The organism is Flavobacterium sp. LMO8, assembly GCF_009495755.1.
GTDB lineage: Bacteria > Bacteroidota > Bacteroidia > Flavobacteriales > Flavobacteriaceae > Flavobacterium.
This window is the reverse complement of record NZ_WIBJ01000027.1, coordinates 44,240-69,899: the sequence shown is the minus strand read 5'-3', so window position 1 is coordinate 69,899 and position 25,660 is coordinate 44,240. Positions and strand designations below refer to the sequence as shown.

General features: G+C 33.3%; 25 protein-coding genes. 16 read left to right on the top strand and 9 right to left on the bottom strand.

Annotated features, from left to right (window positions below; translation table 11 throughout):
* Positions 1 to 3 precede the first annotated feature (3 nt).
* Positions 4 to 372 carry a hypothetical protein gene (locus GFJ94_RS03885; RefSeq protein WP_153200278.1) on the bottom strand — a complete coding sequence of 123 codons (369 nt, stop codon included), beginning with the start codon at positions 370 to 372 and terminating at the stop codon, positions 4 to 6.
* A gap of 193 nt (positions 373 to 565) precedes the next feature.
* Here GFJ94_RS03885 and GFJ94_RS03880 point away from each other — a divergent pair, with 193 nt between their 5' ends.
* From GFJ94_RS03880 to GFJ94_RS03870, 3 genes are all read left to right on the top strand, one after another.
* On the top strand, positions 566 to 2,485 hold the full coding sequence (locus tag GFJ94_RS03880; protein WP_153200277.1) for a DUF294 nucleotidyltransferase-like domain-containing protein: 1,920 nt from the start codon (positions 566 to 568) through the stop codon (positions 2,483 to 2,485).
* Between the two features lie 3 nt (positions 2,486 to 2,488).
* Entirely contained in the window at positions 2,489 to 3,097 is a 609-nt protein-coding gene (locus GFJ94_RS03875; RefSeq protein ID WP_153200276.1) for a PolC-type DNA polymerase III, read from the top strand.
* Positions 3,098 to 3,193: 96 nt separating this feature from the next.
* Positions 3,194 to 3,853, top strand: coding sequence for a hypothetical protein (locus tag GFJ94_RS03870; protein ID WP_153200275.1), 660 nt, complete (start codon positions 3,194 to 3,196; stop codon positions 3,851 to 3,853).
* A 258-nt stretch (positions 3,854 to 4,111) separates the two neighbouring features.
* Here GFJ94_RS03870 and acs read toward each other — a convergent pair whose 3' ends face one another.
* Entirely contained in the window at positions 4,112 to 6,019 is a 1,908-nt protein-coding gene (gene acs, locus GFJ94_RS03865) for an acetate--CoA ligase (protein WP_153200274.1), read from the bottom strand.
* Between the two features lie 137 nt (positions 6,020 to 6,156).
* On the opposite strand from acs, the gene GFJ94_RS03860 reads away from it, so the two are divergent.
* The 9 genes from GFJ94_RS03860 (at position 6,157) to GFJ94_RS03820 (ending at position 16,040) form a co-directional block, all read left to right on the top strand.
* Positions 6,157 to 6,762: a flavin reductase family protein gene (locus GFJ94_RS03860; protein ID WP_153200273.1), complete on the top strand. Its 606-nt coding sequence runs from the start codon at positions 6,157 to 6,159 to the stop codon at positions 6,760 to 6,762.
* Between the two features lie 55 nt (positions 6,763 to 6,817).
* A complete protein-coding gene (locus tag GFJ94_RS03855) occupies positions 6,818 to 9,112 on the top strand; it encodes a bifunctional salicylyl-CoA 5-hydroxylase/oxidoreductase (protein ID WP_153200272.1) in 2,295 nt (764 codons plus the stop codon).
* Between the two features lie 2 nt (positions 9,113 to 9,114).
* Positions 9,115 to 10,017, top strand: coding sequence for an alpha/beta fold hydrolase (locus GFJ94_RS03850; protein WP_153200271.1), 903 nt, complete (start codon positions 9,115 to 9,117; stop codon positions 10,015 to 10,017).
* Entirely contained in the window at positions 10,014 to 11,603 is a 1,590-nt protein-coding gene (locus tag GFJ94_RS03845) for an AMP-binding protein (RefSeq protein ID WP_153200270.1), read from the top strand. Before GFJ94_RS03850 ends, GFJ94_RS03845 begins: the two co-directional genes overlap by 4 nt.
* 38 nt (positions 11,604 to 11,641) lie before the next feature.
* Entirely contained in the window at positions 11,642 to 12,064 is a 423-nt protein-coding gene (locus tag GFJ94_RS03840) for a thioesterase family protein (protein ID WP_153200269.1), read from the top strand.
* 35 nt (positions 12,065 to 12,099) lie between these two features.
* Positions 12,100 to 13,080, top strand: a complete 981-nt coding sequence (locus GFJ94_RS03835; protein WP_153200268.1) for a carbon-nitrogen hydrolase family protein — start codon at positions 12,100 to 12,102, stop codon at positions 13,078 to 13,080.
* 38 nt (positions 13,081 to 13,118) lie between these two features.
* Positions 13,119 to 14,228, top strand: coding sequence for a cupin domain-containing protein (locus GFJ94_RS03830; RefSeq protein WP_153200267.1), 1,110 nt, complete (start codon positions 13,119 to 13,121; stop codon positions 14,226 to 14,228).
* A gap of 58 nt (positions 14,229 to 14,286) precedes the next feature.
* Positions 14,287 to 15,216: a fumarylacetoacetate hydrolase family protein gene (locus tag GFJ94_RS03825; protein ID WP_153200266.1), complete on the top strand. Its 930-nt coding sequence runs from the start codon at positions 14,287 to 14,289 to the stop codon at positions 15,214 to 15,216.
* A gap of 77 nt (positions 15,217 to 15,293) precedes the next feature.
* Positions 15,294 to 16,040 carry an Asp/Glu racemase gene (locus GFJ94_RS03820; RefSeq protein ID WP_305069012.1) on the top strand — a complete coding sequence of 249 codons (747 nt, stop codon included), beginning with the start codon at positions 15,294 to 15,296 and terminating at the stop codon, positions 16,038 to 16,040.
* On the opposite strand, the gene GFJ94_RS03815 is transcribed toward GFJ94_RS03820, so the two are convergent.
* The 6 genes from GFJ94_RS03815 to GFJ94_RS12705 all read right to left on the bottom strand — a co-directional run bounded on the left by GFJ94_RS03815 (position 16,037) and on the right by GFJ94_RS12705 (position 19,914).
* The gene (locus tag GFJ94_RS03815; protein WP_153200265.1) at positions 16,037 to 16,654 is read right to left on the bottom strand and encodes a matrixin family metalloprotease; all 618 of its coding nucleotides are present in this window, start codon (positions 16,652 to 16,654) and stop codon (positions 16,037 to 16,039) included. The genes GFJ94_RS03820 and GFJ94_RS03815 overlap by 4 nt on opposite strands.
* 79 nt (positions 16,655 to 16,733) lie before the next feature.
* On the bottom strand, positions 16,734 to 17,696 hold the full coding sequence (locus tag GFJ94_RS03810; protein WP_153200264.1) for a sodium-dependent bicarbonate transport family permease: 963 nt from the start codon (positions 17,694 to 17,696) through the stop codon (positions 16,734 to 16,736).
* A 9-nt stretch (positions 17,697 to 17,705) separates the two neighbouring features.
* Positions 17,706 to 18,680, bottom strand: coding sequence for an L-threonylcarbamoyladenylate synthase (locus GFJ94_RS03805; RefSeq protein WP_153200263.1), 975 nt, complete (start codon positions 18,678 to 18,680; stop codon positions 17,706 to 17,708).
* Positions 18,681 to 18,685: 5 nt separating this feature from the next.
* Positions 18,686 to 19,540, bottom strand: a complete 855-nt coding sequence (locus GFJ94_RS03800) for a DUF6671 family protein (protein ID WP_153200262.1) — start codon at positions 19,538 to 19,540, stop codon at positions 18,686 to 18,688.
* Positions 19,530 to 19,808 (bottom strand): hypothetical protein, encoded by a 279-nt coding sequence (locus GFJ94_RS03795; protein WP_203228643.1) that lies wholly within the window; start codon positions 19,806 to 19,808, stop codon positions 19,530 to 19,532. Before GFJ94_RS03795 ends, GFJ94_RS03800 begins: the two co-directional genes overlap by 11 nt.
* Entirely contained in the window at positions 19,786 to 19,914 is a 129-nt protein-coding gene (locus tag GFJ94_RS12705; RefSeq protein WP_255471467.1) for a hypothetical protein, read from the bottom strand. The genes GFJ94_RS03795 and GFJ94_RS12705 overlap by 23 nt, the downstream gene beginning before the upstream one ends.
* A gap of 171 nt (positions 19,915 to 20,085) precedes the next feature.
* Between GFJ94_RS12705 and GFJ94_RS03790 the strand changes: the two genes are divergently transcribed.
* A complete protein-coding gene (locus tag GFJ94_RS03790) occupies positions 20,086 to 21,009 on the top strand; it encodes a LysR family transcriptional regulator (protein ID WP_153200260.1) in 924 nt (307 codons plus the stop codon).
* A 54-nt stretch (positions 21,010 to 21,063) separates the two neighbouring features.
* Here GFJ94_RS03790 and GFJ94_RS03785 read toward each other — a convergent pair whose 3' ends face one another.
* Positions 21,064 to 23,040, bottom strand: coding sequence for a thiamine pyrophosphate-dependent enzyme (locus GFJ94_RS03785; RefSeq protein ID WP_153200259.1), 1,977 nt, complete (start codon positions 23,038 to 23,040; stop codon positions 21,064 to 21,066).
* A 260-nt stretch (positions 23,041 to 23,300) separates the two neighbouring features.
* Here GFJ94_RS03785 and GFJ94_RS03780 point away from each other — a divergent pair, with 260 nt between their 5' ends.
* From GFJ94_RS03780 to GFJ94_RS03770, 3 genes are all read left to right on the top strand, one after another.
* The gene (locus tag GFJ94_RS03780; protein WP_153200258.1) at positions 23,301 to 24,254 is read left to right on the top strand and encodes an isopenicillin N synthase family oxygenase; all 954 of its coding nucleotides are present in this window, start codon (positions 23,301 to 23,303) and stop codon (positions 24,252 to 24,254) included.
* A 118-nt stretch (positions 24,255 to 24,372) separates the two neighbouring features.
* On the top strand, positions 24,373 to 24,705 hold the full coding sequence (locus tag GFJ94_RS03775) for a translation initiation factor (protein ID WP_153200257.1): 333 nt from the start codon (positions 24,373 to 24,375) through the stop codon (positions 24,703 to 24,705).
* Between the two features lie 65 nt (positions 24,706 to 24,770).
* On the top strand, positions 24,771 to 25,637 hold the full coding sequence (locus GFJ94_RS03770) for a nucleoside phosphorylase (protein ID WP_153200256.1): 867 nt from the start codon (positions 24,771 to 24,773) through the stop codon (positions 25,635 to 25,637).
* The last annotated feature ends 23 nt before the right edge of the window (positions 25,638 to 25,660 follow it).

Genomic DNA, 25,660 nt, shown 5'->3' with positions numbered 1-25,660 from the left:
AACCTAGTAAGCTAAAAAAGCTTTGTTATATTCTTTTAAGTCCAATACATTATTTTTCTTTTCTAAATCAGTTAACAATGATAGGAAATAATTAAAACTTTCTACATTATTTTCATCTGAAATTTTTACTTCTAATTCAGTATCTTTACTGTCAATTGGTTCATCATCTGGAATACCAATAAAAAATCCATTGTTATTTTCTAAATGTTCGTAGGCTAAACGTAATGCTTTAGTCACAACCGGATTATTTAATTCTAAAGTAATTTCTCTAAGTTTTTTTAAATCGGTAACAATTTCAGAAATTTCAAAATTATCTTTAAATAATTCTTTCTGAATCTTTTCGATTAATTTAAGGGCTTGTTTGTTTTCCATGATTCGTAATAATATAGAATGCAAATCTAAACTTTCTGATAGTTTTACACAAACGTTTTGATTAGTATTTTAACATAAAAATTAATATATTTAAATGACTTATAATATACATTATGTAAAATAGAAAATTTAAACAATTACTTCTATAAGCCAATCAAACTTCGTATCTTCGTTTAATAAATTAAGAATGTTTATGAAAAACCCTATTGCAGAACGCATCACCGATTTTTTAAAGCATTATCCGCCCTTTTCAAGTTTGTCATATCTGAACTTGTTAGAGATTGCTAAAACATGTCAAGTGATTTACTTGGAAAAAAATCAAACTTTATTTAAAATTAACGATGCTACGCATTCCTTTTTTTATGTAGTAGCCTCTGGAGCAATTGGTTTGTCGGTAACATCTGATGCGGATGATGTTTTAATTGATAAATGTGACGAAGGCGATATTTTAGGTTTACGTCCGATTTTTGCCAAGAATAATTATTTAATGACTGCTAAAGCTCGTGAAGAAAGTATAATCTATGCAATACCCATTGAAGTTTTCAAACCTTATGTAGCGTCTAATCCTGATGTCTTGAGTTTTTTATTAGAAAGTTTTGCTTCCAACACAAGGAACCCTTACGATAAAACACACAAAGGGAAATTGATTTCAGAAAATGTTATTTATAATGACCAAAATGCTGAAATTCAATACTATCAACCTATAAAATATACGGCAAATCCAGTAACTGCTTCTCCTAATGATATTGTGAAATTTGTTGCTCAAACAATGGCAAGCAGTAAAATTGGTAGTATGATTATTCATGAAAATCGTAAACCAATCGGAATTGTAACCGATAAAGATTTGTGTTCTAAAATCGCAACTGGACTTTACTCAATTAATGTTACGATTGATAAAATTATGTCAGCACCTGTAATTACAGTGGCTGATAATCTTTCTATTGCCGAAGCACAAATTATGATGTTGAAACACAATGTTTCACATTTATGTGTAACCCAAGACGGTACAAATGACTCTGAAATTACTGGAATTATTACTGAACATGACATTGTAGTAGCTCAGGCTAACAATCCAGGTGTGCTTTTAAAACAATCAAAACGTGCGCTAAAACCAGCTGATTTAAAAGAAGTTAGAGAAAAATTAACCGATTTAGTTCAACATTCTCTAGATAAAAATGTACCGATTAACCATATTACTTCTATTGTAGGTGAAATTAATTTAGCCATTACAAAAAGAGCTATTGAGCTAGCGATAGAAAAAACAGGAACTCCTCCTCCAGCCCAGTTTGCTTGGATGAATATGGGAAGTCAAGGTAGAAAAGAGCAGCTTTTGTTAACGGATCAAGATAATGCCATTGTTTTTGAAGATGTTCCTGAAGAACAATACGATACTGTCAAAAAATATTTCTTAGAATTAGCAGAAAAAGTAACCAAAACTTTGAACAAAGTGGGTTACGAATATTGCCCTGCCGAAATGATTGCTAGCAACCCTCTTTGGTGTAAATCTGTTACCGATTGGAAACACCAATTTAAAGGATGGGTTACCGCTCCTGGTGAAAAAGGAATTCTAATGTGTACAATTTTCTTTGATTATGATTTTGCTTATGGAAATGAAGATTTAGTAGATGACATTAGTAATACGATTTATGAAGAGACTAATGATAATCAATTGTTTTTTGCGTATTTAGGTGCTGATGCTTTGAAAAATCCACCACCATTAGGGTTTTTCCGTCAGTTCTTAGTGGAAAGTGATGGTGAGCATAAAGATACTTTCGATTTAAAGGGAAGAGCTTTAATGCCATTGATTGATGCTGCTCGAATTTTATCGCTAAGTAAAGGAATTAAAAATGTTGCCAATACAATTTCAAGATATGCTAAACTAGCCGATTTAGAACCTCAAAATGCTCCAGTGTATGAAGCTTGCGCAGATGCTTTTGCCGAATTATTGAAGTTTAGAACCGAAGAAGGTTTGAAAAATGAATCAGATGGTAGATATTTGAATTTAAATGAGTTATCTAAGTTAGATAAAGTAAAACTTAAAAATGATTTCCAACCTATAAACGATATTCAAGAAATAATTAAAAACCGCTTTCAATTAACTTATTTTACTTAAAATATGGCTTTTAATTGGTTCAAGAAAATAGTAAAAGATTATCCTAAATTTTGGGAAACTTATCTTAGTTATTTTGACGAAAATCAAAGTAAAGAGAAACGTTACGTAGTTTTTGATTGTGAAACAACAGGTTTAGACTATAAATCAGATCGAATTTTATCCATTGGAGCGGTTGCAATTCAAAACGACCAAATTTTAGTTGGTGATTTTATGGAAGTTTTTTTACATCATGAAATCTTTAAACCAGAATCTGTTCCAATTCATGGAATTTTAAGAGAAGGAAAAGAAGAAAAAATTGTTGAAGCTGAAGCTGTTATTCGATTTTTAGATTTTATTAAAGATGCAACTTTAGTGGGACATCACGTTGCTTTTGACATTGAAATGATTAATCAAGCTTTAGACCGTTTAGATGTTGGTACTCTCAAAAATGAAGTAATGGATACTGATGTAATGTATCAGAAACTAAAATATTTACCTTTTGAACATCATTCTTCTTTAGATGAATTGTGTGATATTTATAAAATCAAAAAATCAGACCGACATACTGCAAGTGGTGATGCTTTTATAACTGGCTTACTCTTTTTAAAATTATTAAGAAAACTTAATTTGTAACGTTTTTGATTGAAAAAAATTACAAAAAATATTTTTTAAATTAGAAATTTTATTAAATTTGTATCTTAAATTTATTTAATTAAAAACAAACAACTCATGAAAAATTTAAAATCAATCTCGGCTTATCTAATTTTAGGATTACTTTTTTATATCCCAAGTTTTAGTCAAAATTACAATACCCCACGTGGTATGGAAGATTTAATTGAAATGAAAGGTGCTTATCTTGATAGTGAAATGCAAAGTAGAGGATTTAGCTTCATTGCTACATCAAAATCTGGAAACGATAGTTATCAAAACTGGTATAATTCACAAAAAGATGAGTGTTTATCAGTTAGAATTTCTGATGGACGAGTAAAATCTATTGTTAAAAATAGTATTAATTTTGACTGTCAATCTCATCAGGAATCATCTTATGGGTACAATCATAAGTACAATCATAAGTATAATAATAATAATAATAATAATAATAGTAACAATTATTCAAATAGATACAACAGCAATTCGTATATTGTAACTGTATATAGAGATAAAAACTTTACTGGAGTAAATAGTGAATTAAGCCCAGGTTATCATAATTTTAGAGATTTAGGAGTAGGAAATGATCAAATTACATCAATAAAAATACCAAGAGGTTATTCGGTAACTGTTTATACTGAAGCAAATTTTAAAGGTAGAAGCAAAACTTACACTAAAGATGTTGCTTATCTTGGTGATTTTAATGATAGAATATCTAGCATATTAGTTTACAAAAATTAATAAAGAATAAAATATTATATAAGTTTTATAAAAAAATGAGCTTTATTTTAATAAAGCTCATTTTTTTATCTAGTTTAAATAAAAGCATTTAATCTATATTATAATATTGTTAAAAACTAAAAATGAGATTTATAAATAATATTTTTATTGAATTAAACAATAATTATAATCAGTTCTTTACAAGTTTAATAAAAGTCAAATATTATTTTATAAAAATATTACTATTTGGAAAAGTATAAACTTAATAAAACTAAAAAACTAAAGCTTGCCGTTCTTAATTTCTTCCACTATTTCAGGATTCAACAAAGTGGAAATATCTCCAAAATTAGAGAAGTCTCCTTCAGCAATTTTTCTTAATATTCTACGCATGATTTTACCTGAACGTGTTTTAGGTAAACCACTTACGAACTGAATTTTATCTAATTTCGCAATTGGTCCTATTTGATCAGATATTAACTGATTAATTTCTTTTCTCAAATTATCTTGATTTCTAGACTCCCCAGTTTCTTTAAGAATCACATAGCCATATAAGGCATTTCCTTTAACTTCATGTGGGAAGCCAACAATTGCACTCTCTGCAACAGCTGGGTGTTCATTAATTGCATCCTCTATTGGAGCAGTTCCTAAATTATGTCCCGAAACAATAATAACATCGTCTACTCTACCGGTAATTCTGTAATAACCAACTTCATCTCGCAAAGCACCATCACCAGTGAAATATTTACCTGGGAATGCAGTAAAATAGGTTTCTTTATAACGTTGATGATCACCCCAAATGGTTCTTGCCATTGACGGCCAAGGGAATTTAATACACAAAGCTCCTGTTACTTGATTCCCTTCAATTTCATTACGTAACTCATCCATTAAAACAGGTTGAATTCCTGGTAACGGTAACGACGCATAAGTTGGTTTTGTTGGTGTTACAAACGGAATTGGCGAAATCATAATTCCTCCCGTTTCGGTTTGCCACCAAGTATCTACTAATGGGCAACGCTTTCCTCCTACGTGGTCGTTATACCAGTGCCAAGCTTCTTCATTAATAGGCTCACCAACAGAACCAATTACTTTTAATGAACTTAATGGGAATTTTTGAACAAAATCTAAACTTTCTTTTGCCAAGGCACGAATAGCTGTTGGTGCGGTATAAAATTGTGTGATTTTGTGTTTTTCAATTACTTCCCAAAAACGACTAAAATCTGGATAAGATGGAACTCCTTCAAAAATTACAGTCGTAGCGCCATTTAAAAGAGGTCCATATAAAATATATGAATGTCCTGTAATCCAACCGATATCTGCTGTACACCAATACACATCATTTTCTTCGTAATTGAAAACGTTTTTAAAAGTGTAAGCTGTGTAAACCATATAACCAGCAGTTGAATGTACCATTCCTTTAGGTTTTCCAGTTGAACCAGAAGTATATAGTATAAATAACGGATCTTCTGCATCCATAATTTCAGCTACATTATTTCCTAAAGCGGCATCTAATAACGGTTGTAACCATAAATCTCTTCCTTCTTTCATGGTTACTGCTGTATTGGTTCTATTCACCACCAAAACAGTTTCTACACAAGGGCATTTGTCTAAAGCTTCGTCAACAATTCCTTTTAAATCGATTGATTTATTACCTCTATAACTTCCGTCAGATGTAATCACCATTTTACACTCGCTATCATTAATACGACTTGCAACCGCTGAAGATGAAAAACCAGCGAAAACAACTGAATGTATAGCTCCAATTCGAGCACAAGCCAAAACAGCTACGGCTAATTCGGGAATCATTGGCAAATAAATACAAACTCTATCGCCTTTTTTGATGCCTTGATCGCGCAAAACATTAGCCATTTTAGATACACGAACGTATAATTCGTTGTAAGAAATATGTTGTGCTGCTTCGCTTGGATCGTTTGGTTCAAAAATGATAGCGGTTTTATCGCCTCTCTTTGCTAAATGTCTGTCTATACAGTTTTTAGTAATGTTTACTTTAGCATTCAAGAACCATTTAAAGTTGGCTTCTTGCATATCTACTTCAAATACTTTATCCCATTTTTGGTACCAAGTAAAGTTTTCATCAGCAATACGATCCCAAAATTTTCTTGGCTCTCTTACTGATTTCTTATACATTTTGAAGTAGTTTTCTAAATCGTGTATTTTATAATAACTCATTGTTTAATTTTAATTTATAAAATTAAAACTTCTCGATTAAATTAATGCTACTTTTTAAACAATTAATCTATTTTTTACTAAAACGTTATAGTTTATACTCATATTTTTTATTTAATTTGTAGAAACAACACAAAACCATGCAATTCGACATACAAAATACTGAATCTTCCGCTTTATATAAGCTATTAACAGGAACTGTTATTCCAAGACCTATTGGTTGGATTTCAACAATTGATGCTAATGGAATCAATAACCTTGCACCTTTTTCTTTCTTTAATGTTGTGAGCGAAGATCCTCCTCATGTTATGTTTTCAACCGTTAGAACTGGAAATAAAAACAAAGACACCTTAAATAATATATTAGACAACAAACAATTCGTTGTCAATTTAGTTACAGAGGAAGTAGTAGAACAAATGAACACTTCTTCTCAAAGTGTGGCTTCAGATATAGATGAATTCGAATTAGCTGGCGTTACTCCTATTGATTCCCTTTATATTAAGCCAAAACGAGTAAAAGAAAGCTTAGTTCATTTTGAATGTGAAATGGTGCATCATTATTTCATCGAAAATCATCAAAATGGTGGTGCTTGTATTATTATTGGAAAAATCATCACGATTCATATTGATGATTCTATTCTAATGGAAAATCATAGAATTAACTCAGATACATACAAACCTGTGGCACGTTTAGCAGGTTCTAATTATAGTAAATTAGGAAAAATTTTCTCAATTAAAAGACAATAAAATTAACATAGTAAAGACAATATCTTAGTGTCTTTGCGCCTTTGCGAGCAACAAAATGAAAATAACAGTTATAGGTGGTGGTCCAGGCGGACTTTACTTTTCGATATTAACTAAAAAAGCAATGCCACATTGCCAAATCGATATTTATGAACGCAATAAACCCGATGATAGTTTTGGTTTTGGTGTGGTTTTTTCAGACGAAACCTTAGGTGAATTCCTAAAACGCGATATGCAATCCTATGAACTAATTCGAAGCAAATTTGCCTATTGGGACGATATTATCGTTGCTCGTAATGGCGAATCTGTTAATATTGCTGGAAATGGCTTTTGTGGTTGTTCTAGAAAAACGCTTTTACAATTATTACAACAAAGATGTGTTGAAGAAGGCGTAAATCTGCATTTCGAACAAAATGTAGATGATTTATCTCGATTTGCGGATTCGGATATTATATTAGCTTCTGACGGAATTGCAAGTGCCATACGAACAAAACATCAGAATGAATTTGGAACTAAAATCGAATTAAAGAAAAACCGATTTGTTTGGTTAGGTTCGACAAAACCTTTAGATGCCTTCACTTATTTCTTTAGAAGTACACCTCACGGAACCATTGTTGCGCACTCCTATCAATATGAAGAAGGCATGAGTACGTGGATTTTTGAATGTAGCGATGAAACGTGGCAAAAACACGGTTTTGAAGTGACTAACGAAGAAGATACTATGATAAAAATCGCTGGAATCTTCAAAGAAGAATTAGACGGACATCCTTTGATTTCAAATAAATCACATTGGCGTAAATTTCCTCATGTAACGAATGAAAAATGGTATCACAACAATATTGTTTTACTTGGAGATGCCAAAGCTACAGCCCACTACTCTATTGGTTCAGGAACAAAATTAGCTATGGATTGTGCCATCGGATTATCGGATGCCGTAATTGCTAATCCAAATAACGTTCAAGCCGCTTTTGAGCAATATGATAAAACCAGAAGAAATACGGTAGAAATGATTCAGTATGCAGCAATCGTTTCTTTAGATTGGTTCGAAAATATGGATCGTCATATGCAACATTTCTTCCAACAATTTGCTTTTGGATGCATGACACGTTCTAAAAAAGTGACGTATGAAAATTTACGTTTAAGAGATAATTCGTTTACGGATAAAGTTTTAGAAGAATTCAATGACAATTACAATGTCAATATCAAAAATCAATCAGCAGCTTTTTCAAAATTCAAATTAAGAAACTTAGAACTCCAAAATCGCATCGTTATGGCGCCAATGGGACAATATTCCGCTACAGACGGATTGGTTTCGGATTGGCATTTGGTGCATTACGGAAGTAGAGCTACTGGTGGCGTGGGATTAATCATTACCGAAATGACTGCCATTTCCGAAACCGGAAGAATTACTGAAGGTTGTGCCGGAATTTACAATACAGAGCAACTGAATCAATGGAAAAAAATTACCGATTTCATTCATAATAATACCGATACAAAAATCGGAATTCAATTAGGGCATTCCGGAAGAAAAGGTGCTACTAAAAAACCTTGGGAAGGCAATGGACCAATGGAAACACCTTGGGATTTAATTTCTGCTTCCCCTATTCCATTTAATGAAAATTTCGCCATTCCAAAAGAAATGACTTTGGAAGATATGGAAGAAATCAAAGCACAATTTGTTCAAGCAGCTAAAAACGCAGACGAAGCTGGGTTTGATATGATTGAATTACAAGCGCATCATGGCTTTTTATTGGCCTCTTTCTTATCGCCATTAACAAACATTCGTACCGATGAATTTGGTGGAAACATCGAAAATCGTTTGAAATATCCTTTGGAAGTATTTAAAGCAATTCGAGAAGTATTTCCAACGGATAAGCCAATTTCAGTTCGTATTTCAGCTACTGATTGGGCAGAAAACGGAATTTCGGAACAAGAAGTTATCACTATCGCAACTGCTTTCAAATCTGCTGGAGCTGACATAATCAATGTTTCAACAGGAAATACTGTCGCAGGTCAAAAACCACTAACGGGAAGAATGTGGCAAACTCCTTTTTCAGATGCTGTTCGAAATACCGTTCATATTCAAACTATAACTGCTGGATATATTCAAGATATTGATCAAATCAATACGATTCTATTAAACGGAAGAGCCGATTTAGTCGCTTTGGGACGACCATTATTGTTAGATGCTAATTTCGTTAGAAACGCACAAGCTTACGAACAATTTCAAGCGAATGATATCCCAAATCCATATAAAATGGGCGTTTCACATTTATATCCACTAAAAGCTTCGGAAAGAAAACAAGTGGAAGGCATGAAAAAAGCGTTGAAACCTAAAAGTAACAAGAAGTAATTATGAAAAAAATAATTATTCTTACTTTTATATTTATTAGTATTCTAAGTTTTGGGCAAACTGAAGAAACTATTATAAGTGGTGATACAAAATTGCATTACAAATCCTTTGGAAAAGGAAAACCCATACTGATTATAAATGGTGGACCTGGAATGAATTCTGATGGTTTTGCTTTCATTGCAGAAGAAATTTCAAAATTTGGTTACCAAACCATTATATATGATCAAAGAGGAACAGGAAAATCAACTCTTCATAATGTGAATTCTGAAACAATAACTATGGATTTAATGGTTGATGATATTGAAATTTTAAGAAAACATCTAAAAATTCAAAAATGGACAATTTTTGGACATTCGTTTGGAGGAATTTTGGGAACTTATTACGCCTTTAAACATCCAGAAGCTATTGATAAACTAATTTTATCTTCTTCTGGAGGTGTCAACCTGAAGTTTTTAGAATATGTTTCTGAAAGAATGAATAACAACCTCACAAAATCTGAAAATGATAGTTTAGCTCTAATTCAAGAAAAATTTAATTCAGGTGATAGAACTAAAGAGTTGTTAGAAGCAAGAGCAAATATTATTGCTAATGCTTATGTTTACGATAAAACCAATGCGTCAATTATAGCAAAACGATTAACTCAAATTAATTTTGAAATTAATAGTTTAGTATTTGAAAATTTACAAAAAATCAAGTTTGATTGTAGTAAAGAATTTAAAAAATTCAAAAATCCAGTTCTCGTCATTCAAGGCAAAAACGACATAATTTCAACTGAAACTGCCAAAGAAATAAACGCTACTTTTCCAAATTCAGATTTAATTATTTTAGATAAATGCGCCCATTATGGATGGCTTGATTCTAAAGAAATTTATTTAAATTCAATTCAAGAATTTTTAAAGAAATGAAAAATTACGAAGATAATTTCGCTCACAATAGCTTACCTACTCTGGAATTACAACCAGAATATACTTTTTTGGATTTACCACAATTCCAACAACCTGAAATACTGAATTGTGTAGAAAGATTGTTAGATAGCCATATTCGAGAAGGTCGTGGAAATAACATTTGTATTCGCACGTTTGAGGAAACTTGGACGTATCAAGATTTATTTGAAAAAGTGAATCAAATTGCACATGTTTTGGTAGATGATTTAGGATTACAATCTGGTAATCGCGTTTTGATTCGTTCAGCAAATAATCCAATGATGGTAGCGTGTTGGTTTGCGATTTTAAAAACGGGAGGAATTGTTGTGGCAACCATGCCATTGCTTCGTTCTAAAGAATTGACTACAATTATCGATTGTGCTGAAATTTCGCATGTGTTGTGCGATAAGGAATTGGAAGAAGAAATCCATTTGGTTAAGTCAAATTTCCTAAAACAAACGTGTTTTTATGGAAATTCACAATTAGAAGAATTAATGGCTTCTAAACCCAAAACTTTCGACAATTATCATTCAAAATCGGATTCGGTAGCATTGATTGGTTTCACTTCTGGAACTACTGGTTTACCCAAAATGACAGCCCATTATCATCGTGATTTATTGAATATTTGTGAAGCGTTTCCTCAATATTCACTAAAACCTACTCCAAATGATATTTTTACAGGAAGTCCGCCATTAGGATTTACTTTTGGTTTAGGCGGATTGGTTTTGTTTCCAATGTATTTTGGAGCTTCAACATTTCTTATCGAAAAACCAAGTCCGGATTTGTTATTGAAAGCGATTCAAGATTTTAAAATTACGATTTGCTTCACTGCTCCTACTGCTTGGCGCATCATAACAACAAAAGTTCAGGAGTACGATATTTCTAGTTTAAGAAAATGTGTTTCTGCTGGTGAAACGTTACCGTTTAAAGTTTGGCAAGATTGGTTTGACGCAACAGGCTTAAAAATATTTGACGGAATCGGTGCTACCGAGATGTTGCATATTTTTATTTCATCTAATGAAGAAAACATGAAACCCGGCTCAACTGGCAAAGCGATTACAGGTTACGAAGCCAAGATCATAGACAAACAAGGTAACGAATTACCAAGAAACGAGGCCGGAAGATTAGCAGTAAGAGGAATTACAGGATGCAAATACCTAAACCGAGAAGAAAAACAAAGAGAATACGTAGAAAACGGTTGGAACATCACAGGCGATATTTTTCGTCAAGATGAAGAAGGGTATTTTCATTTTGTGGCACGTGGCGATGATATGATTATTTCTTCTGGCTATAATATTGCGGCAATTGAAGTAGAATCCGTACTTTTAACGCACGAAGATATTTTGGAATGTGCCGTGGTTGGCTTACCCGATGAAGAACGAGGAATGTTAGTTTGTGCGCATATTGTGTTACATGATATCACTAAAGCATCAGATGTAATGAAGAACCGTATTCAACAATGGTTCAAAGAAGTAGCTGCCCCGTATAAATATCCAAGAGTAATTAATTTCGTGGAATGTTTACCAAAAACGGAAACTGGAAAAATACAACGATTTAAGTTGAAATAAGTATTAAGATTTAAGAATTAAGTATCAAGACATATATAATGAGTCAATTCACAAAACAAGAAAAAGTACGTTTCCAACATGTTGATTATGCTGGAATTGTCTTCTATCCAAGATTTTTAGAAATGCTAAATTGTCTAGTAGAAGATTGGTTTGAAGAAGCCTTAGATCGTCCTTTTTCAAAAATGCACGAAACTAATGGGATTCCGACGGTTGATTTAAAAATTCAATTCAAAAATGCAGCAAGATTGGGAGAAATCTTTACCAAAAAACTTTGGGTAAAAGAATTAAAAAACTCATCCATACTCTGCGGTTTTCAATTTGTAAATGAATCAGAAATTACCGTTTTAGAAGGCGAAGTAACATTGGTAAACGTAGCCTTCAATATAGAAAGAAACGACATCAAAGCAGAACCATTTAGTGATGAAATGAAAGAGAAAATCAAAATATATTTAAATTCATAAAAAACTTAGTGAAACTCTGTGTAACAAAATAAACTATGGAATTCAAAAAATTCAAAGCCGCAACCGTTCAAACTTCTCCTGTATTTCTTAATGTAGAAAAAACAGTAGACAAAGCCATTTCTTTCATTAAAGAAGCTAGTAATAACGGAGCAAAATTAATCGCTTTTCCAGAAGTTTTTATCGCTGGATATCCTTATTGGAATTGGATTATGACTCCTGTTCAAGGCAGTAAATGGTATGAAGAATTGTATAAAAATTCGGTTGACGTAGCAGGTCCAGAAATCAAGAAACTTTGCTTAGCTGCCAAAGACAATGATATTCACATTGTGATGGGTATCAACGAACGAGGGAAAAGCTATGGCGAAATTTACAATACCAATTTAATCATCGACAACAAAGGCGTTATCGTTGGAAAACACAGAAAGTTAGTCCCAACATGGGCGGAAAAACTAACCTGGTCTTCCGGTGATGGTTCATCCTTAAAAGTGTACAATACAGAAATTGGTCCCATCGGAACCTTAGCTTGTGGCGAAAACACAAATACATTAGCGCGTTTTACGCTACTTTCTCAAGGCGAATTGATTCATATTGCGAATTACATTTCACTTCCTGTAGCGCCACCTGATTACGATATGGCGGAGGCGATTAAAATTCGTGCCGCAGCGCATTCGTTTGAAGGGAAATTATTTACGATTGTTTCTTGTTCGACTATTTCGCAAGAAATCAAAGATACTTTACGTGCTGATGTTCCTAATGTTGATGAATTGTTAGATAGAAAAAGTTCGGCTTTCTCTGGATTTATAGGTCCAAATGGCGCTGTCATAGGACAACCACTAATCGACGAAGAAGGAATGGTGTATGCTGAAATTGATTTAGCAAAATGCATCCAACCCAAACAAATGCACGATATTTTAGGTCATTACAACCGATTTGATATTTTCGATTTACGTGTAAACACAGCTCCGACTCGAAAAATCACGTTTATTGATAATCACGAAGAGTTTAATAAAAAATAGTATTAAGACTAGAGAATTAAGTATTAAGACAACTTACTATGGAAACAAATAATTTTTCAGACGACCAATACGGAAGAGCAAGAGTTCAAGATTCCGATGAACTAAAAGCCTATTATAAAGAATTAGAAACCCTTGGCGCTGGTGCCTTATGGACAGTCGCTAATGATATTGAACCTTGGGAACCACGTTCTTCTTCGGTTCCTATGTTATGGAAATATGACGATTTACGTGAATTAGTACTAAAATCATCCGAATTAGTAACACCAGAACAAGCTGGAAGACGCGTGGTTTATTTAGTAAACGACAAACGCAAAGATGTTTCGGCTGCTGTGGGTTGGTTATACACTGGAATTCAAGTAACCCGACCTGGCGAATTTACTTCGGCTCATCGTCATCGTGCTTCTGCCCTACGTTTTATTATGGAAGGTGAAAAAGGTTATACGGTGGTAGATGGCAATAAAATCATGCTAGAAGTGAATGATTTTGTGATTACCCCAAATTCCACTTGGCATGAGCATGGTGTGGAAGAAGGTGGAAAAACCTGTATTTGGCAAGACGGTTTGGATATTCCGTTAGTGAATGCTTTGGAAGCGAATGATTATGCGGTTTATGATGGCAAGCAAGAATTGGTAAAACCATTAAACTTCTCGCCTATTACTTATGGTTGTGCAGGATTGATTCCAGCAGATAAAACTTGGGATAAACCGTATTCTCCACTATTCAAATATTCTTGGAAAAACGTTTATCCAGCCTTATTAGAAGCACAAAAAGTCAATGAAGTTAATCCGTTTGATGGCATTTTTATGCAATATTCGAATCCATTAACTGGCGGACACGTAATGCAAACTATGGGAGCAGCGATGCAATTATTACCAGCAGGCTTCAAAGGAAAAGCACATAAACATACAGGTTCTTTTGTTTACCAATGCGCCAAAGGAAAAGGTTATTCAATTATTAATGGAGAACGTTTCGATTGGAAAGAACGAGATATTTTTTGTGTTCCAAGTTGGGCTTGGCATGAGCATCATAACTTATCTGAAACTGAAGATGCTTGCTTATTCAATTTCAACGATTTACCAGTGATTGAGAAATTAGGATTATTTCAAGGAAGAGAATTAACAGAAAACAACGGACATCAATCGATATAGTACAGACAAGGCATTGCCTTGTCTCAACGTTTAAGCATTTTATAACAAATAATAAAATATGAAACTACTTACTTACAAATGTACAGACGTTGCAATGCAACGTGTCAACAATGAGCCACGTTTAGGCTTCATTCATAACAACCAAGTCATCGATATGCAGGATTTTGGGGATGTTTCCAATTTTCCGTTACCTAATGATATGTTGGAATTAATTGATATGGGATTTGAAATTATTCCAGAAATCTCAGAAATGATTGCGGAAACACCTGAGAATTTCTTCGAAGAAATCGCTTATGAAATGGACGAAGTAACGATTTTGGCTCCCATCGAAAAACCAAGAAAAAACATCATTGGAATTGGGTTGAATTATACAGAACACGTAGCAGAAAGCGCTCGTACTTTAGACACAACTGGAAAGCTTCCAACAAAACCTATTATCTTCTCAAAACCACCAACAACGGTTACTGCTACAAATACTGAAATTATCAAAAATACCAAGTTGACTTTGCAATTAGATTGGGAATGTGAATTAGCTGTAATTATCTCAAAGAAAGGCAAATACGTGTCAAAATCTGAAGCATTAGATTATGTTTTTGGATATACTGTTATCAACGACATTTCTGCTCGTGATTGTCGAAGAGAAGGACAATGGATTGTTTCTAAAGGACAAGATACTTTTGCTCCAATGGGACCCGTTATCGTAACAAAAGACGAAATCGAAAATCCACACAACTTGAATTTATCATTAAAAGTAAACGGAGTTGAAAAACAAAATTCGAATACCAAATTCATGCTTTTCAATATCAACGACTTAATTGAAGATTTAAGTACCGTTTTCACTATAGAAGCTGGCGACATCATCGCAACAGGAACTCCAGCAGGCGTTGGCGCAGGTCGCGACCCACAAGAATGGATGTACGATGGAGATGTGGTGGAAGCTACAGTTGAAGGAATTGGTACAATAGTAAATACAATTAAAGAATTATAGATTTAGTGTTCAGTAAACAGTTTTAAGTGTTCAGTTTTTGAGCAACTTTTAAACTTTTTAACCTTAAACTTTTAAACATGAAATTTAGAATAGGCCAAATAGTTCCATCCTCAAACGTAACGATGGAAACCGAAATACCAGCAATTTTCCGTTCTCGTGAAACCATTTTACCAGAACGTTTCACTTTTCACAGCAGCAGAATGCGTATGAAAAAAGTAACCAAAGAAGAATTGGAAGCTATGGATGCGATGAGTTTAAAATGCGCACAAGAACTTTCTGACGCTCACGTAGATGTAATGGGTTATGCATGTTTAGTAGCAATTATGAGTATGGGACGCGGTTATCATTGCGTTTCGGAAGTAAATTTACATCAAGAAACGGTGGCGAATGACTTCCCTACTCCTATTGTAACTTCGGCTGGTGCTTTGATTAACGGATTAAAGGTTTTAGGTGCGAAACAAATTTCAATTATTACACCTTATATGCGACCGTTAACGGATATGGTGGTCGATTATATCGAAAATCAAGGTATTAAAGTGAAACAAAGTATTGCTTTAGAAATTCCAGACAATTTAGAAGTTGCGGCTCAAAATCCAATGAATTTATTAGAAATTTACAAACAATTGGATTTAACTGATGTGGATGTATTAGTTGCTTCGGCTTGTGTGCAAATGCCATCATTAGAAGCGATTGATTTAATTCAAGCGGAATGTGGAATTCCTGTGACTTCAGCTGCCGTTTGTACGACCTATGAAATGATGAAAAAATTAGGAATCGAAGCCAAATCAGCTATTGGAGGCGAATTATTGAGTGGGAAGTATTAATTAAATTGCGCTTTACATTTCCCACACAACGCCAATTTCGCATTATCAATAGTTTTCACGCTTTCCACAGCATCAGTCATAACGCAAGTTATATCAGGACAATGGGGTAATCCTAAATTATGTCCAAATTCATGAACCGCAACTTTTTTAAAACGTGTAAAATGTGTTTTTGAATTGGGATGCTTAATTCGAAAAGTTGAAACAATACAACTATTTCCAGGGCAATAGGCCAAACCCATAATTCCCCAATCCGCATATTTGTAGGTTGGGGTTTTTATTTTTCCCCACTTGTCTTTTTTGGTAACCGAAATATCTTTAGTGGTTAATCCTAAAACAAAATCTAACGAATCTACTTTATTCTTTTTCTGTAAATTAATCATTTTATCTGCACGATAACGTGGTGATTTCACTTCTGTAAAAGCTTCTTTATATAATTCTTTAGCAGGAAGAATAACCGTTTTAATCTTATAAAAATCGGCAATTGTCTTAGCGATAGTGTCAGTTTTATCTTCTGGAAATATGCCATAAGGTTGAATGCCAACGGTTAACTTTTGGGTTTTGTTAGATTGGCAAGAAAATAAAAACAAGACAATTAAAAAGAGAACTATTCGCATAAAATAAAATATTACTTTAAAACGAAAACCCCTGAAATTTAGTATTCCAAGGGTTAAAGATTAACATAAAAAATTAACTCTAAAAATACTGAACTATATAAAAGTAGATTGGCATTCCAATCGTAATATTTACAGGAAATGTTATTGCTAATGCCATGGGTAAAAACAACCCAGGATTGGCTTTTGGAACTGTTATTTTCATAGCCGCAGGAACAGCAATGTAAGAAGCACTCGCGGCAAGTATTGCAAAAATGAAGCGATTGGAAACATCATCTGTTACAAAACCACTCAACCAAGCAAAAACACTACCATTTACTAACGGAATCAATAAAGCAAAAGCAAAGGGAAACCAACCATGAGCAAAGAAAGATTTTAATTTTTTACCACTCGTAATTCCCATATCCAATAAGAAAATAGCTAAAAATCCTTTAAATAAATCGTTCGTAAAAGGCTGAATTCCTTGTGCATCTTTAGCACTTGTTAAATAACCGATAACCAAACTTCCCAAAATCAACAATACACTTCCATTCGTAAAGGAATGGCGTAAAATTTCAGTTTTATTGATTTTTTGACTTTTTTCTTTATTAAAAATCGAAATTAATACTAATCCTACAATAATGGCAGGCGATTCCATTATAGCCATAATAGCTACCATATAGCCATGCAACTCTAATTGATGGGATTCCAAATATGAAACCGCTGTTACAAAAGTTACCGCACTAATCGAACCGTAAGCAGCAGCAATGGCTCCGGCATCAAACACATTTAATTTACGTTTTAAAATGAAAAAAGTGTACAACGGAATTAATATCGCAATCGAAATCCCGAATAACATCGACCAAATAATTTCACTGTTAATTGTTTCATGTGACAATTCTTGACCTCCTTTAAATCCGATAGCAAAAAGCAAGTATAAAGAAATGAACTTAGAAGAATTGTTAGGAATTTCTAAATCACTTTTTAACAATACTGCAATAATTCCTAAGATAAAATAAAGTAAAGATGGGTTAGTTAAATTTTCAAATAATAAGCTGAAATCCATTTTGTTTAGTTATGATGTTAATTGTGTGTTTATTTTTTTTGAAGCGCGTTCTAATCTATCGTTGATAGAAACTCCTAAACCATATTCAGGTAAACGCTCTGCAATAATTAAATCCAAATTCATTTTATCCAATTGATGCATCGCACTATATAATTTACTAGCCGCCATTTTTAAATCACTTTCCCCTGATAAAACGATTTGAGAATTCGAATCAAAATCAGGTAAATATGAATTAAAAAGAAGCAATCCAATCTTCTTACCCGTATACCAATCCAATTCTTCATGAACATTTCGAGTTAGAATAAAATCGGTTTTTGGAGCGTAATGTTTCATTAACATTCCGGGTGCGATTGGTTTTTTATCTTTTTTGTTTAACAGTGTCACACTTCCAGATACTTTTTCAATTTCTTCCAATGCTAATGCTCCCAAGCGATACACTACTACTCTATTATTTTCAAATCCAATAATCGTTGATTCTATTCCTGCCGAACATTCGCCGCCTTCCAAAACCATATTGATTTGATTTCCAAAGTAATTTTCAACATGTTCAGCGCTTGTTGGACTTATACTCGTAAAAGGATTCGCACTTGGAGCAACCAAAGGAAAATCAATAGCATTAAGAAGTTCTAAAGCTACAGGATGATTCGGAACCCGAACCGCTACCGTATCTTGATTAGCAGTAACCAAATCCGGAATGTAATGTTGTTTTTTTAAAATTAAAGTTAATGGTCCAGGCCAAAAAGCATTAGCTAATTCATAAGCTATTGGTGGAATTTCTGTAGCAACTTGTTTTAAATCTTCAATTCCTTTAATATGAACAATTAAGGGATTAAAAGTAGGGCGTTTTTTAACTTCAAATATATTGTGAATGGCTTCTGTGTTAAAAGCATTTCCTGCCAATCCATAAACGGTTTCGGTTGGAAAACCTATAATACCATTATCGTTAAGATGCTGAGCAGCTAAATTTATGTCTTTACTTATCATTTCTTTTAGGGGTTACAAAAATCGCAATACATGGGATCTTCTGTTTGCTTTCCATTAGGATAGAAAACTTTAGATTCATAATAGCAATGTTGGCACTGGTAAATATGAGCTGATGTAGAACGAGTCGGCATAGAGCAACTACTACATAATAAACCGGATTCGGCACCAACCACGCCAAAGCCGGGGAAAAGGCATTTGGGGCAAACCGAGTGCACTTTTTTAATTAACTTTAAACTAACTTCCTTTATAATTTTAATACGAGTTGGATTGAACATAGCACGCATATCCGTTTCTATAAAACACGAATTACTCGAAACAACTATTTCATTATATATCTTTTCAACCGAATCATAATCAGTAATTCCTTTGTAAATTTTAGTCCAATTTTCAATAGCATTCTTCAAAATAACAGCATGCGAAGGAAATTGAACTTTATCTAAAAATGCTTTTAATTCTTCCTTTGTATGAATTTCAGAACTATCAAAATTGGTATCCATACTCAATACTCGTTCAACAATTTCGAGATTATGTTTTTGGTCTACCAGCATGATTAATTCGTCATTAGCAGGTGCAAAAAACACAGTAGGATGATTTCCAAATGAACCTTCGGTTGCTATTGCCAAATCAAAACCTTCTGATTTCATACCTTCCCAACATTTATTTCTGAGCGTTGTTAAAGCATCATCTTTTCGAACAACTTCTCCCGAAAATGTACCTAAACTATCCGTATCAAAGTTATTCGAAACAAAACATGTTACTCCGAGAGCTTCTTCTAATAAAGGAGCTAAAACTTCTTCCTTTTGATGTTTCGTTACGATAAGCAAACGTCGACCAGAAAAAAAATCAGGTTTAGTCTTCATAATCGATTTCGATGAACGATTTTATTTTAAGTTTTCTATTATGTGCTTTCGCCTCTTCTAAAATTTCAGAAATATGAGCTACACTTTCTCTTAATTGATCAATTCGATGGATAGCTTTTTCATCATCTTCTCCAAAACGAATTTGTGAGCTAAAATTTTGAACCTTATTAAAATTGATGTTTTTATTGCACATATCCATTAAGATTTCACGCGCTTCAAACGAATTAAATTCACCATTAATCAAATTAATTTTCTTCAAGGTTTCCATAAGTAATGTCTGTTAAATTATGTATTAAACGAATTATGGTTAGCAGTACTAAAATGGCTAATCCAGCATAAAGTTCTTGGTAGATAATCTCAGGTGATGCCATCATTTTAAAAATTAATAGTGCTTCAATTGCTACACAGAGTATCAAAACTATTTGTATTATTATTTTTTTCATCGTTAGGATTTTTACCTTATGATTTAATTTCAGATGCAAATTTTAGAATTATAATTCATATATTTTTATTTATCTTTGTAATACATTATATAAAATATTTTTATGAACTATACTTTAAATCAATTACGAATATTCTTAAAAGTTGTACAAAATCAGAGTGTTACTAAGGCTTCAGAAGAGTTGCATTTGACCCAGCCAGCGGTATCAATTCAATTGAAAAATTTTCAGGATCAATTTGAAATTCCTTTAACTGAAGTTGTGGGTAGAAAAATTTATGTAACCGATTTTGGTAAAGAAATTGCAGAAGCAGCCGAACAAATATTACAACAAGTCAATACTATCGATTATAAAACCTTGGCTTATAAAGGACAGCTTTTTGGGAAAATAAAAATCTCGGTTGTATCAACAGGTAAATATGTAATGCCTTACTTCTTAGCTGATTTTTTAAAAATGCATCCTGGAGTAGAATTAGAAATGGATGTAACCAATAAAAATAAAGTAGTTAAAAGTATGCAAAACAATGAAGTAGATTTTGCTTTGGTTTCGATACTTCCCGATAAAATGAAAGTAGAAAAAATAGATTTGATGCAAAACAAGTTGTTTTTAGTTGGGAATATGGAAGAAGATTTTACCAAGAAAAAGAAAATCGAAGATATACTTGAAAATCGTCCTTTGCTATTTAGAGAAAGTGGTTCTGGAACACGCCAAACCATGGAACGTTTCATTGTACAACAAGATTTTAAGATTAATAAACGAATGGAATTAACTTCAAACGAAGCAATAAAACAAGCTATTTTAGCAGGATTAGGTTATTCAATTATGCCCTTAATTGGTATTCGTAAAGAGATACAAAACAAGGACTTACAAATTATCCCCTTAAAAGGATTACCCATAAAAACCGACTGGAGTTTGATTTGGGTAAAAGGTAAAAACCACAACCCAGCCGCCCTAGCCTATTTGGATTATTTAAAAAAGGAAAAAGAAGCGATAATCCACTCCAAATTTAGCTGGTATGAGACGATGTAAAATTAAAAAAAGACACCCGAAAGTGTCTTTTTTTTATAATATTTATTGTTCAAATTAATAAGCCAATAGCTCTTTTAATTCTTTTTCAAATCTAACTTTAGGTAAATATTGATCTTCTAATGATTTCATAAATGGAATAGGTGATTCTAAACTTCCAACTCTTCTAACTGGAGCATCTAAATATTCAAAACAGTTTTCCATAATCATTGCTGAAATATCACTAGCCACACCACCAAATAAAGTATCTTCTTGTAAAATGATTACTTTATTTGTTTTTTTAACAGAAATGTAAATTGTCTCCCAATCCATTGGTTGTAAAGTTCTTAAATCCAATAAATCTGCTTTAATTTCTTGATTTTTAGCTAAAGTTTCTAAAGCCCAATGAACTCCAGCTCCAAACGAAATAATGGTTACATCATTTCCTTCTTTAATCAATGACGCTTTTCCGAATGGTAAGGTGTAGTAATCTTTTGGCACATCTTGATACACACTTCTATACAATTGCTTATGCTCGAAGAATAATACGGGATTTGGATCGTTAATAGCGGTATTTAATAAACCTTTGGCATCATAAGGAAATGCTGGATACACCACTTTCAATCCCGGAGTTTTAGTAAACCAAGCTTCGTTAGTTTGTGAATGGAAAGGTCCCGCTTGCGTTCCTCCACCACAAGGCATACGCACCACTACATCTGACTTTTCTAACCATCTGTAATGTTGCTTAGCTAATAAGTTTACGATTGGGTTAAAACCTGTAGAAACGAAATCTGCAAATTGCATTTCCATTACCGCTTTATATCCATTTATTGATAATCCGTTAGCCGCTGAAACTACAGCACTTTCACAGATTGGTGTATTTCTAACTCTTTCTTTTCCAAATTGAGCTACGAATCCGTCTGTAATTTTGAAAGCTCCGCCATATTCGGCGATATCTTGTCCCATGATAACTAAATTCTCATGGCGTTCCATCGACTGACGTAAACCATTAGAAATAGCATCAATCACACGGATATTTTCTACTTCTGAAGAAGGATTGAATGCTTCAAATTCGTAAGGTTTATAAACATCACCTAATTCCTCTTCCAAAGAAGCTACAATTTCTGGTTCTTCTTGAACTTTTGCCCAATCTCTATCGATTTCTTTCTTAATTTCAGCTCTAATAGCGTCATCATCTTCGTCTGATAAAACCGCTGTAGCTTTTAAGTAATTTCTATAATTCTCCACTGGATCTTTCACCGCCCACATGTCCATCAATTCTTGCGGAACGTATTTTGTACCACTAGCTTCTTCATGCCCACGCATTCTAAACGTTTTGAACTCTAACAACACTGGACGCGGATTTTCAATCATAGAAGCTTTTAATTCCGAAATCAAATGCACAACTTCTAATAAGTTATTTCCATCTACAATGTGGCTTTCCATTCCGTAACCTACACCTTTATCAGCTAAATTCTCACAACGGTATTGTTCGTTTGTTGGTGTTGATAATCCGTAACCATTATTTTCAATCACGAATAAAACCGGTAATTCCCAAACCGCAGCAATATTCAACGCTTCGTGAAAATCTCCTTCCGAAGTAGCACCTTCACCTGTAAATACAGCGGTTACTTTTCCGTTTTTTCTTAGTTTATTGGCTAATGCGATTCCGTCAGCAATCCCTAATTGAGGACCTAAATGCGAAATCATTCCAATAATTTTATATTCTTGGGTTCCAAAGTGGAAACTTCTATCACGTCCTTTTGTAAATCCGTTTTTCTTTCCTTGCCATTGCGAAAATAAACGGTGCAATGGAATATCACGAGTAGTAAAAACACCTAAATTACGGTGCATGGGTAAAATATATTCATCTTTATCCAAAACCGAAGTTATCCCAACAGAAATAGCTTCTTGTCCAATTCCAGAAAACCATTTCGAAACTTTTCCTTGTCGGATTAGAATCAACATTTTCTCTTCAATCAAACGCGGTTTTAAGATTTTCTTGTATAAATCAAGCAGTTGCGAATTCGATAACTCTTTTCTTTCAAAGTTCATAATGATGGAACAATTAAATTTTGCTCAAAAGTAATAAAAATAACATTTTGAAATCAAATTGTTATAAAAAAAGATGAATCAAATTTCAAGGTCAAGAACAAGGTCAAGTTCAAATTAAAAGTCAACTCTCAATTTCCCAATCACCATATCACCCATCACCAATTGTTAACAACTTTCCACTTTCACAATTAAAATAAATAATTACCTTTGTATTTACTTGGGTTAAAGCCCATTTGATTTATTAACAACAAAGCTTAAGTATGCAACAAATTCCTAGTGTTGACTTACGTGATTTCCTGTCGGATGATCCGGCACGTAAACAAAAATTTGTAAATGAAATCGGAAAAGCCTACGAAGAAATCGGATTCGTAGCATTAAAAGGTCATTTTTTAGATGACAAATTAGTTGAAGGATTGTATTCAGAAGTGAGAAACTTCTTTACACTTCCTTTAGAAACCAAAGCAAAATACGAAATCCCAGGTATTGGCGGACAACGTGGTTATGTTTCTTTCGGTAAAGAACATGCTAAAGGTCGCTCTGCTGGAGATTTAAAAGAGTTTTGGCATTTTGGACAATATGTTAGCGAAGGCTCAAAGTACGCTGGCGAATATCCAGATAACGTGGAAGTAACGGAATTACCTAAATTCAATGAAGTAGGTAAAGAAGCCTACCAAATGTTAGAAAAAACAGGTGTTTATGTGTTAAGAGCGTTAGCACTTTACATTGGTTTAGACGAATTCTACTTTGACAAATACATCAAAGATGGAAATAGTATTTTACGTCCAATCCACTACCCACCAATTACTGACGAGCCTCAAGATGGTGCCGTTCGTGCAGCAGCACATGGTGACATTAACTTGATTACCTTATTAATGGGAGCTCAAGGAAAAGGATTACAAGTACAAAATCACAACGGAGAATGGATTGATGCTATGGCACAACCAGACGAATTGATGATTAACGTAGGTGATATGTTATCAAGACATACCAACAACAAGTTGAAATCAACGATTCACCAAGTGGTAAATCCACCAAGAGAATTGTGGGGTTCTTCTCGTTATTCAATTCCTTTCTTCATGCACCCAGTAAGCGATATGAGTTTAAATTGCTTACCAGAATGTATCGATGAAAACAATCCCAAATTATACGAAGATATCACCGCTGGTGAGTTCTTGCATGAGCGTTTGGTAGAATTAGGATTGATTAAGAAATAAATAATTTTATAATAGATAGAAAAGGCATTAAGTTTTCTTGATGTCTTTTTTGTTTTTTATAAAATCTAACATAAAACAAAGTAACTTTGTTATTGTAGAACTTGTTAACTTATTAAAAATGGATTTAAGCGAACAATTAAAAAAACTATTCCCTAACCACGAAGTTTCTAACGAACCAGAAGCTATCGAGGAAACTCCTCATGAATTATTCGTTCAAAAAGAACCGATGATTTGCAAATATGAGAAACGTAAAGGGAAACCAACCACGATAATTTCAGGATATGAAGGCGAAGATGAAGATTTTAAAATCTTAGCGAAGGAAATCAAAAGCAAATTAGCGGTTGGTGGTACTTTTAAAGACGGCGAAATCATCATACAAGGTGATTATCGTGATAAAATCATGAAAATTCTACAAGACAAAGGATTCAAAACAAAACGCGTAGGCGGATAAATTTGTTTCAAGTTTCAAGTTCAAAGTTAAGAACCTGAAACCTGAAACTTTAAACTAAAAAATAAATGATAGCAGCATCAGAATTAATATTAAATCCAGACGGAAGTGTATATCACATTAATTTAAAACCTGGACAAATCGCTAACGATATTATCTTCGTTGGGGATCAAAACCGTGTTGAAAAAATCACAAAACACTTTGATTCTATTGAGTTTACTACTCAAAAACGTGAATTTAAAACCCAAACTGGAACTTATAAAGGCAAAAGAATTACGGTTATGTCAACTGGAATTGGTCCAGACAACATCGACATCGTAATGAATGAATTAGACGCTTTGGTAAACGTTGATTTAGAAACCAGAACGGTTAAAAAAGAATTAACTTCATTGAACATTGTTCGTATCGGAACTTCAGGTTCGTTACAAGCTGATATTCCATGTGATAGTTTTGTAATGAGTCAATATGGCTTAGGTTTGGATAACATGCTTCGCTCCTATTTAATTGACGATATTTCAGAAACCGAAATGGAAGAAGCTTTTATCAAACAAACGAATTGGGACATGAGAAAAGGTCGTCCATACGTAATTGCAGGAAGTAAAACTTTAGAGCAAAAATTAGAAAGCGATAAAATTTTCAAAGGATTCACCGGAACAGCTGGTGGTTTTTATGGGCCACAAGGTCGTATAGTGCGTTTAGGAATTCAAGATCCTGAATTAAATTCTAAAATGGATAGTTTCAATTTTAACGGAACTCGAATGACTAATTTAGAAATGGAAACTGGAGCTATTTATGGTTTAGGAAAACTATTAGGTCACAATTGTTTATCATTAAATGCTATCATCGCCAACCGCGCAACTGGAACTTTCAGTGAAGACCCATATAAAGCTGTAGATGAATTAATTGAATACACTTTAAATAAGTTGTCAGAATAACCAAAACTTCAATATTCGTTGTT

Bases quoted from the DNA above. Each gene is read 5' to 3' on its own strand.
- GFJ94_RS03875 (WP_153200276.1), top strand. From the start codon at position 2,489: ATGGCTTTTAATTGGTTCAAGAAAATAGTAAAAGATTATCCTAAATTT.
- GFJ94_RS03795 (WP_203228643.1), bottom strand. From the start codon at position 19,808: ATGGAAACCTTGAAGAAAATTAATTTGATTAATGGTGAATTTAATTCG.
- acs (WP_153200274.1), bottom strand. From the start codon at position 6,019: ATGAGTTATTATAAAATACACGATTTAGAAAACTACTTCAAAATGTAT.
- GFJ94_RS03885 (WP_153200278.1), bottom strand. From the start codon at position 372: ATGGAAAACAAACAAGCCCTTAAATTAATCGAAAAGATTCAGAAAGAA.
- GFJ94_RS03840 (WP_153200269.1), top strand. From the start codon at position 11,642: ATGAGTCAATTCACAAAACAAGAAAAAGTACGTTTCCAACATGTTGAT.
- GFJ94_RS03815 (WP_153200265.1), bottom strand. From the start codon at position 16,654: ATGCGAATAGTTCTCTTTTTAATTGTCTTGTTTTTATTTTCTTGCCAA.
- GFJ94_RS03775 (WP_153200257.1), top strand. From the start codon at position 24,373: ATGGATTTAAGCGAACAATTAAAAAAACTATTCCCTAACCACGAAGTT.
- GFJ94_RS03870 (WP_153200275.1), top strand. From the start codon at position 3,194: ATGAAAAATTTAAAATCAATCTCGGCTTATCTAATTTTAGGATTACTT.
- GFJ94_RS03800 (WP_153200262.1), bottom strand. From the start codon at position 19,540: ATGAAGACTAAACCTGATTTTTTTTCTGGTCGACGTTTGCTTATCGTA.
- GFJ94_RS03790 (WP_153200260.1), top strand. From the start codon at position 20,086: ATGAACTATACTTTAAATCAATTACGAATATTCTTAAAAGTTGTACAA.
- GFJ94_RS03825 (WP_153200266.1), top strand. From the start codon at position 14,287: ATGAAACTACTTACTTACAAATGTACAGACGTTGCAATGCAACGTGTC.
- GFJ94_RS03860 (WP_153200273.1), top strand. From the start codon at position 6,157: ATGCAATTCGACATACAAAATACTGAATCTTCCGCTTTATATAAGCTA.
- GFJ94_RS03785 (WP_153200259.1), bottom strand. From the start codon at position 23,040: ATGAACTTTGAAAGAAAAGAGTTATCGAATTCGCAACTGCTTGATTTA.
- GFJ94_RS03855 (WP_153200272.1), top strand. From the start codon at position 6,818: ATGAAAATAACAGTTATAGGTGGTGGTCCAGGCGGACTTTACTTTTCG.
- GFJ94_RS03880 (WP_153200277.1), top strand. From the start codon at position 566: ATGAAAAACCCTATTGCAGAACGCATCACCGATTTTTTAAAGCATTAT.
- GFJ94_RS03845 (WP_153200270.1), top strand. From the start codon at position 10,014: ATGAAAAATTACGAAGATAATTTCGCTCACAATAGCTTACCTACTCTG.
- GFJ94_RS03820 (WP_305069012.1), top strand. From the start codon at position 15,294: ATGAAATTTAGAATAGGCCAAATAGTTCCATCCTCAAACGTAACGATG.
- GFJ94_RS03835 (WP_153200268.1), top strand. From the start codon at position 12,100: ATGGAATTCAAAAAATTCAAAGCCGCAACCGTTCAAACTTCTCCTGTA.
- GFJ94_RS03830 (WP_153200267.1), top strand. From the start codon at position 13,119: ATGGAAACAAATAATTTTTCAGACGACCAATACGGAAGAGCAAGAGTT.
- GFJ94_RS03850 (WP_153200271.1), top strand. From the start codon at position 9,115: ATGAAAAAAATAATTATTCTTACTTTTATATTTATTAGTATTCTAAGT.
- GFJ94_RS03810 (WP_153200264.1), bottom strand. From the start codon at position 17,696: ATGGATTTCAGCTTATTATTTGAAAATTTAACTAACCCATCTTTACTT.
- GFJ94_RS12705 (WP_255471467.1), bottom strand. From the start codon at position 19,914: ATGATGGCATCACCTGAGATTATCTACCAAGAACTTTATGCTGGATTA.
- GFJ94_RS03770 (WP_153200256.1), top strand. From the start codon at position 24,771: ATGATAGCAGCATCAGAATTAATATTAAATCCAGACGGAAGTGTATAT.
- GFJ94_RS03805 (WP_153200263.1), bottom strand. From the start codon at position 18,680: ATGATAAGTAAAGACATAAATTTAGCTGCTCAGCATCTTAACGATAAT.
- GFJ94_RS03780 (WP_153200258.1), top strand. From the start codon at position 23,301: ATGCAACAAATTCCTAGTGTTGACTTACGTGATTTCCTGTCGGATGAT.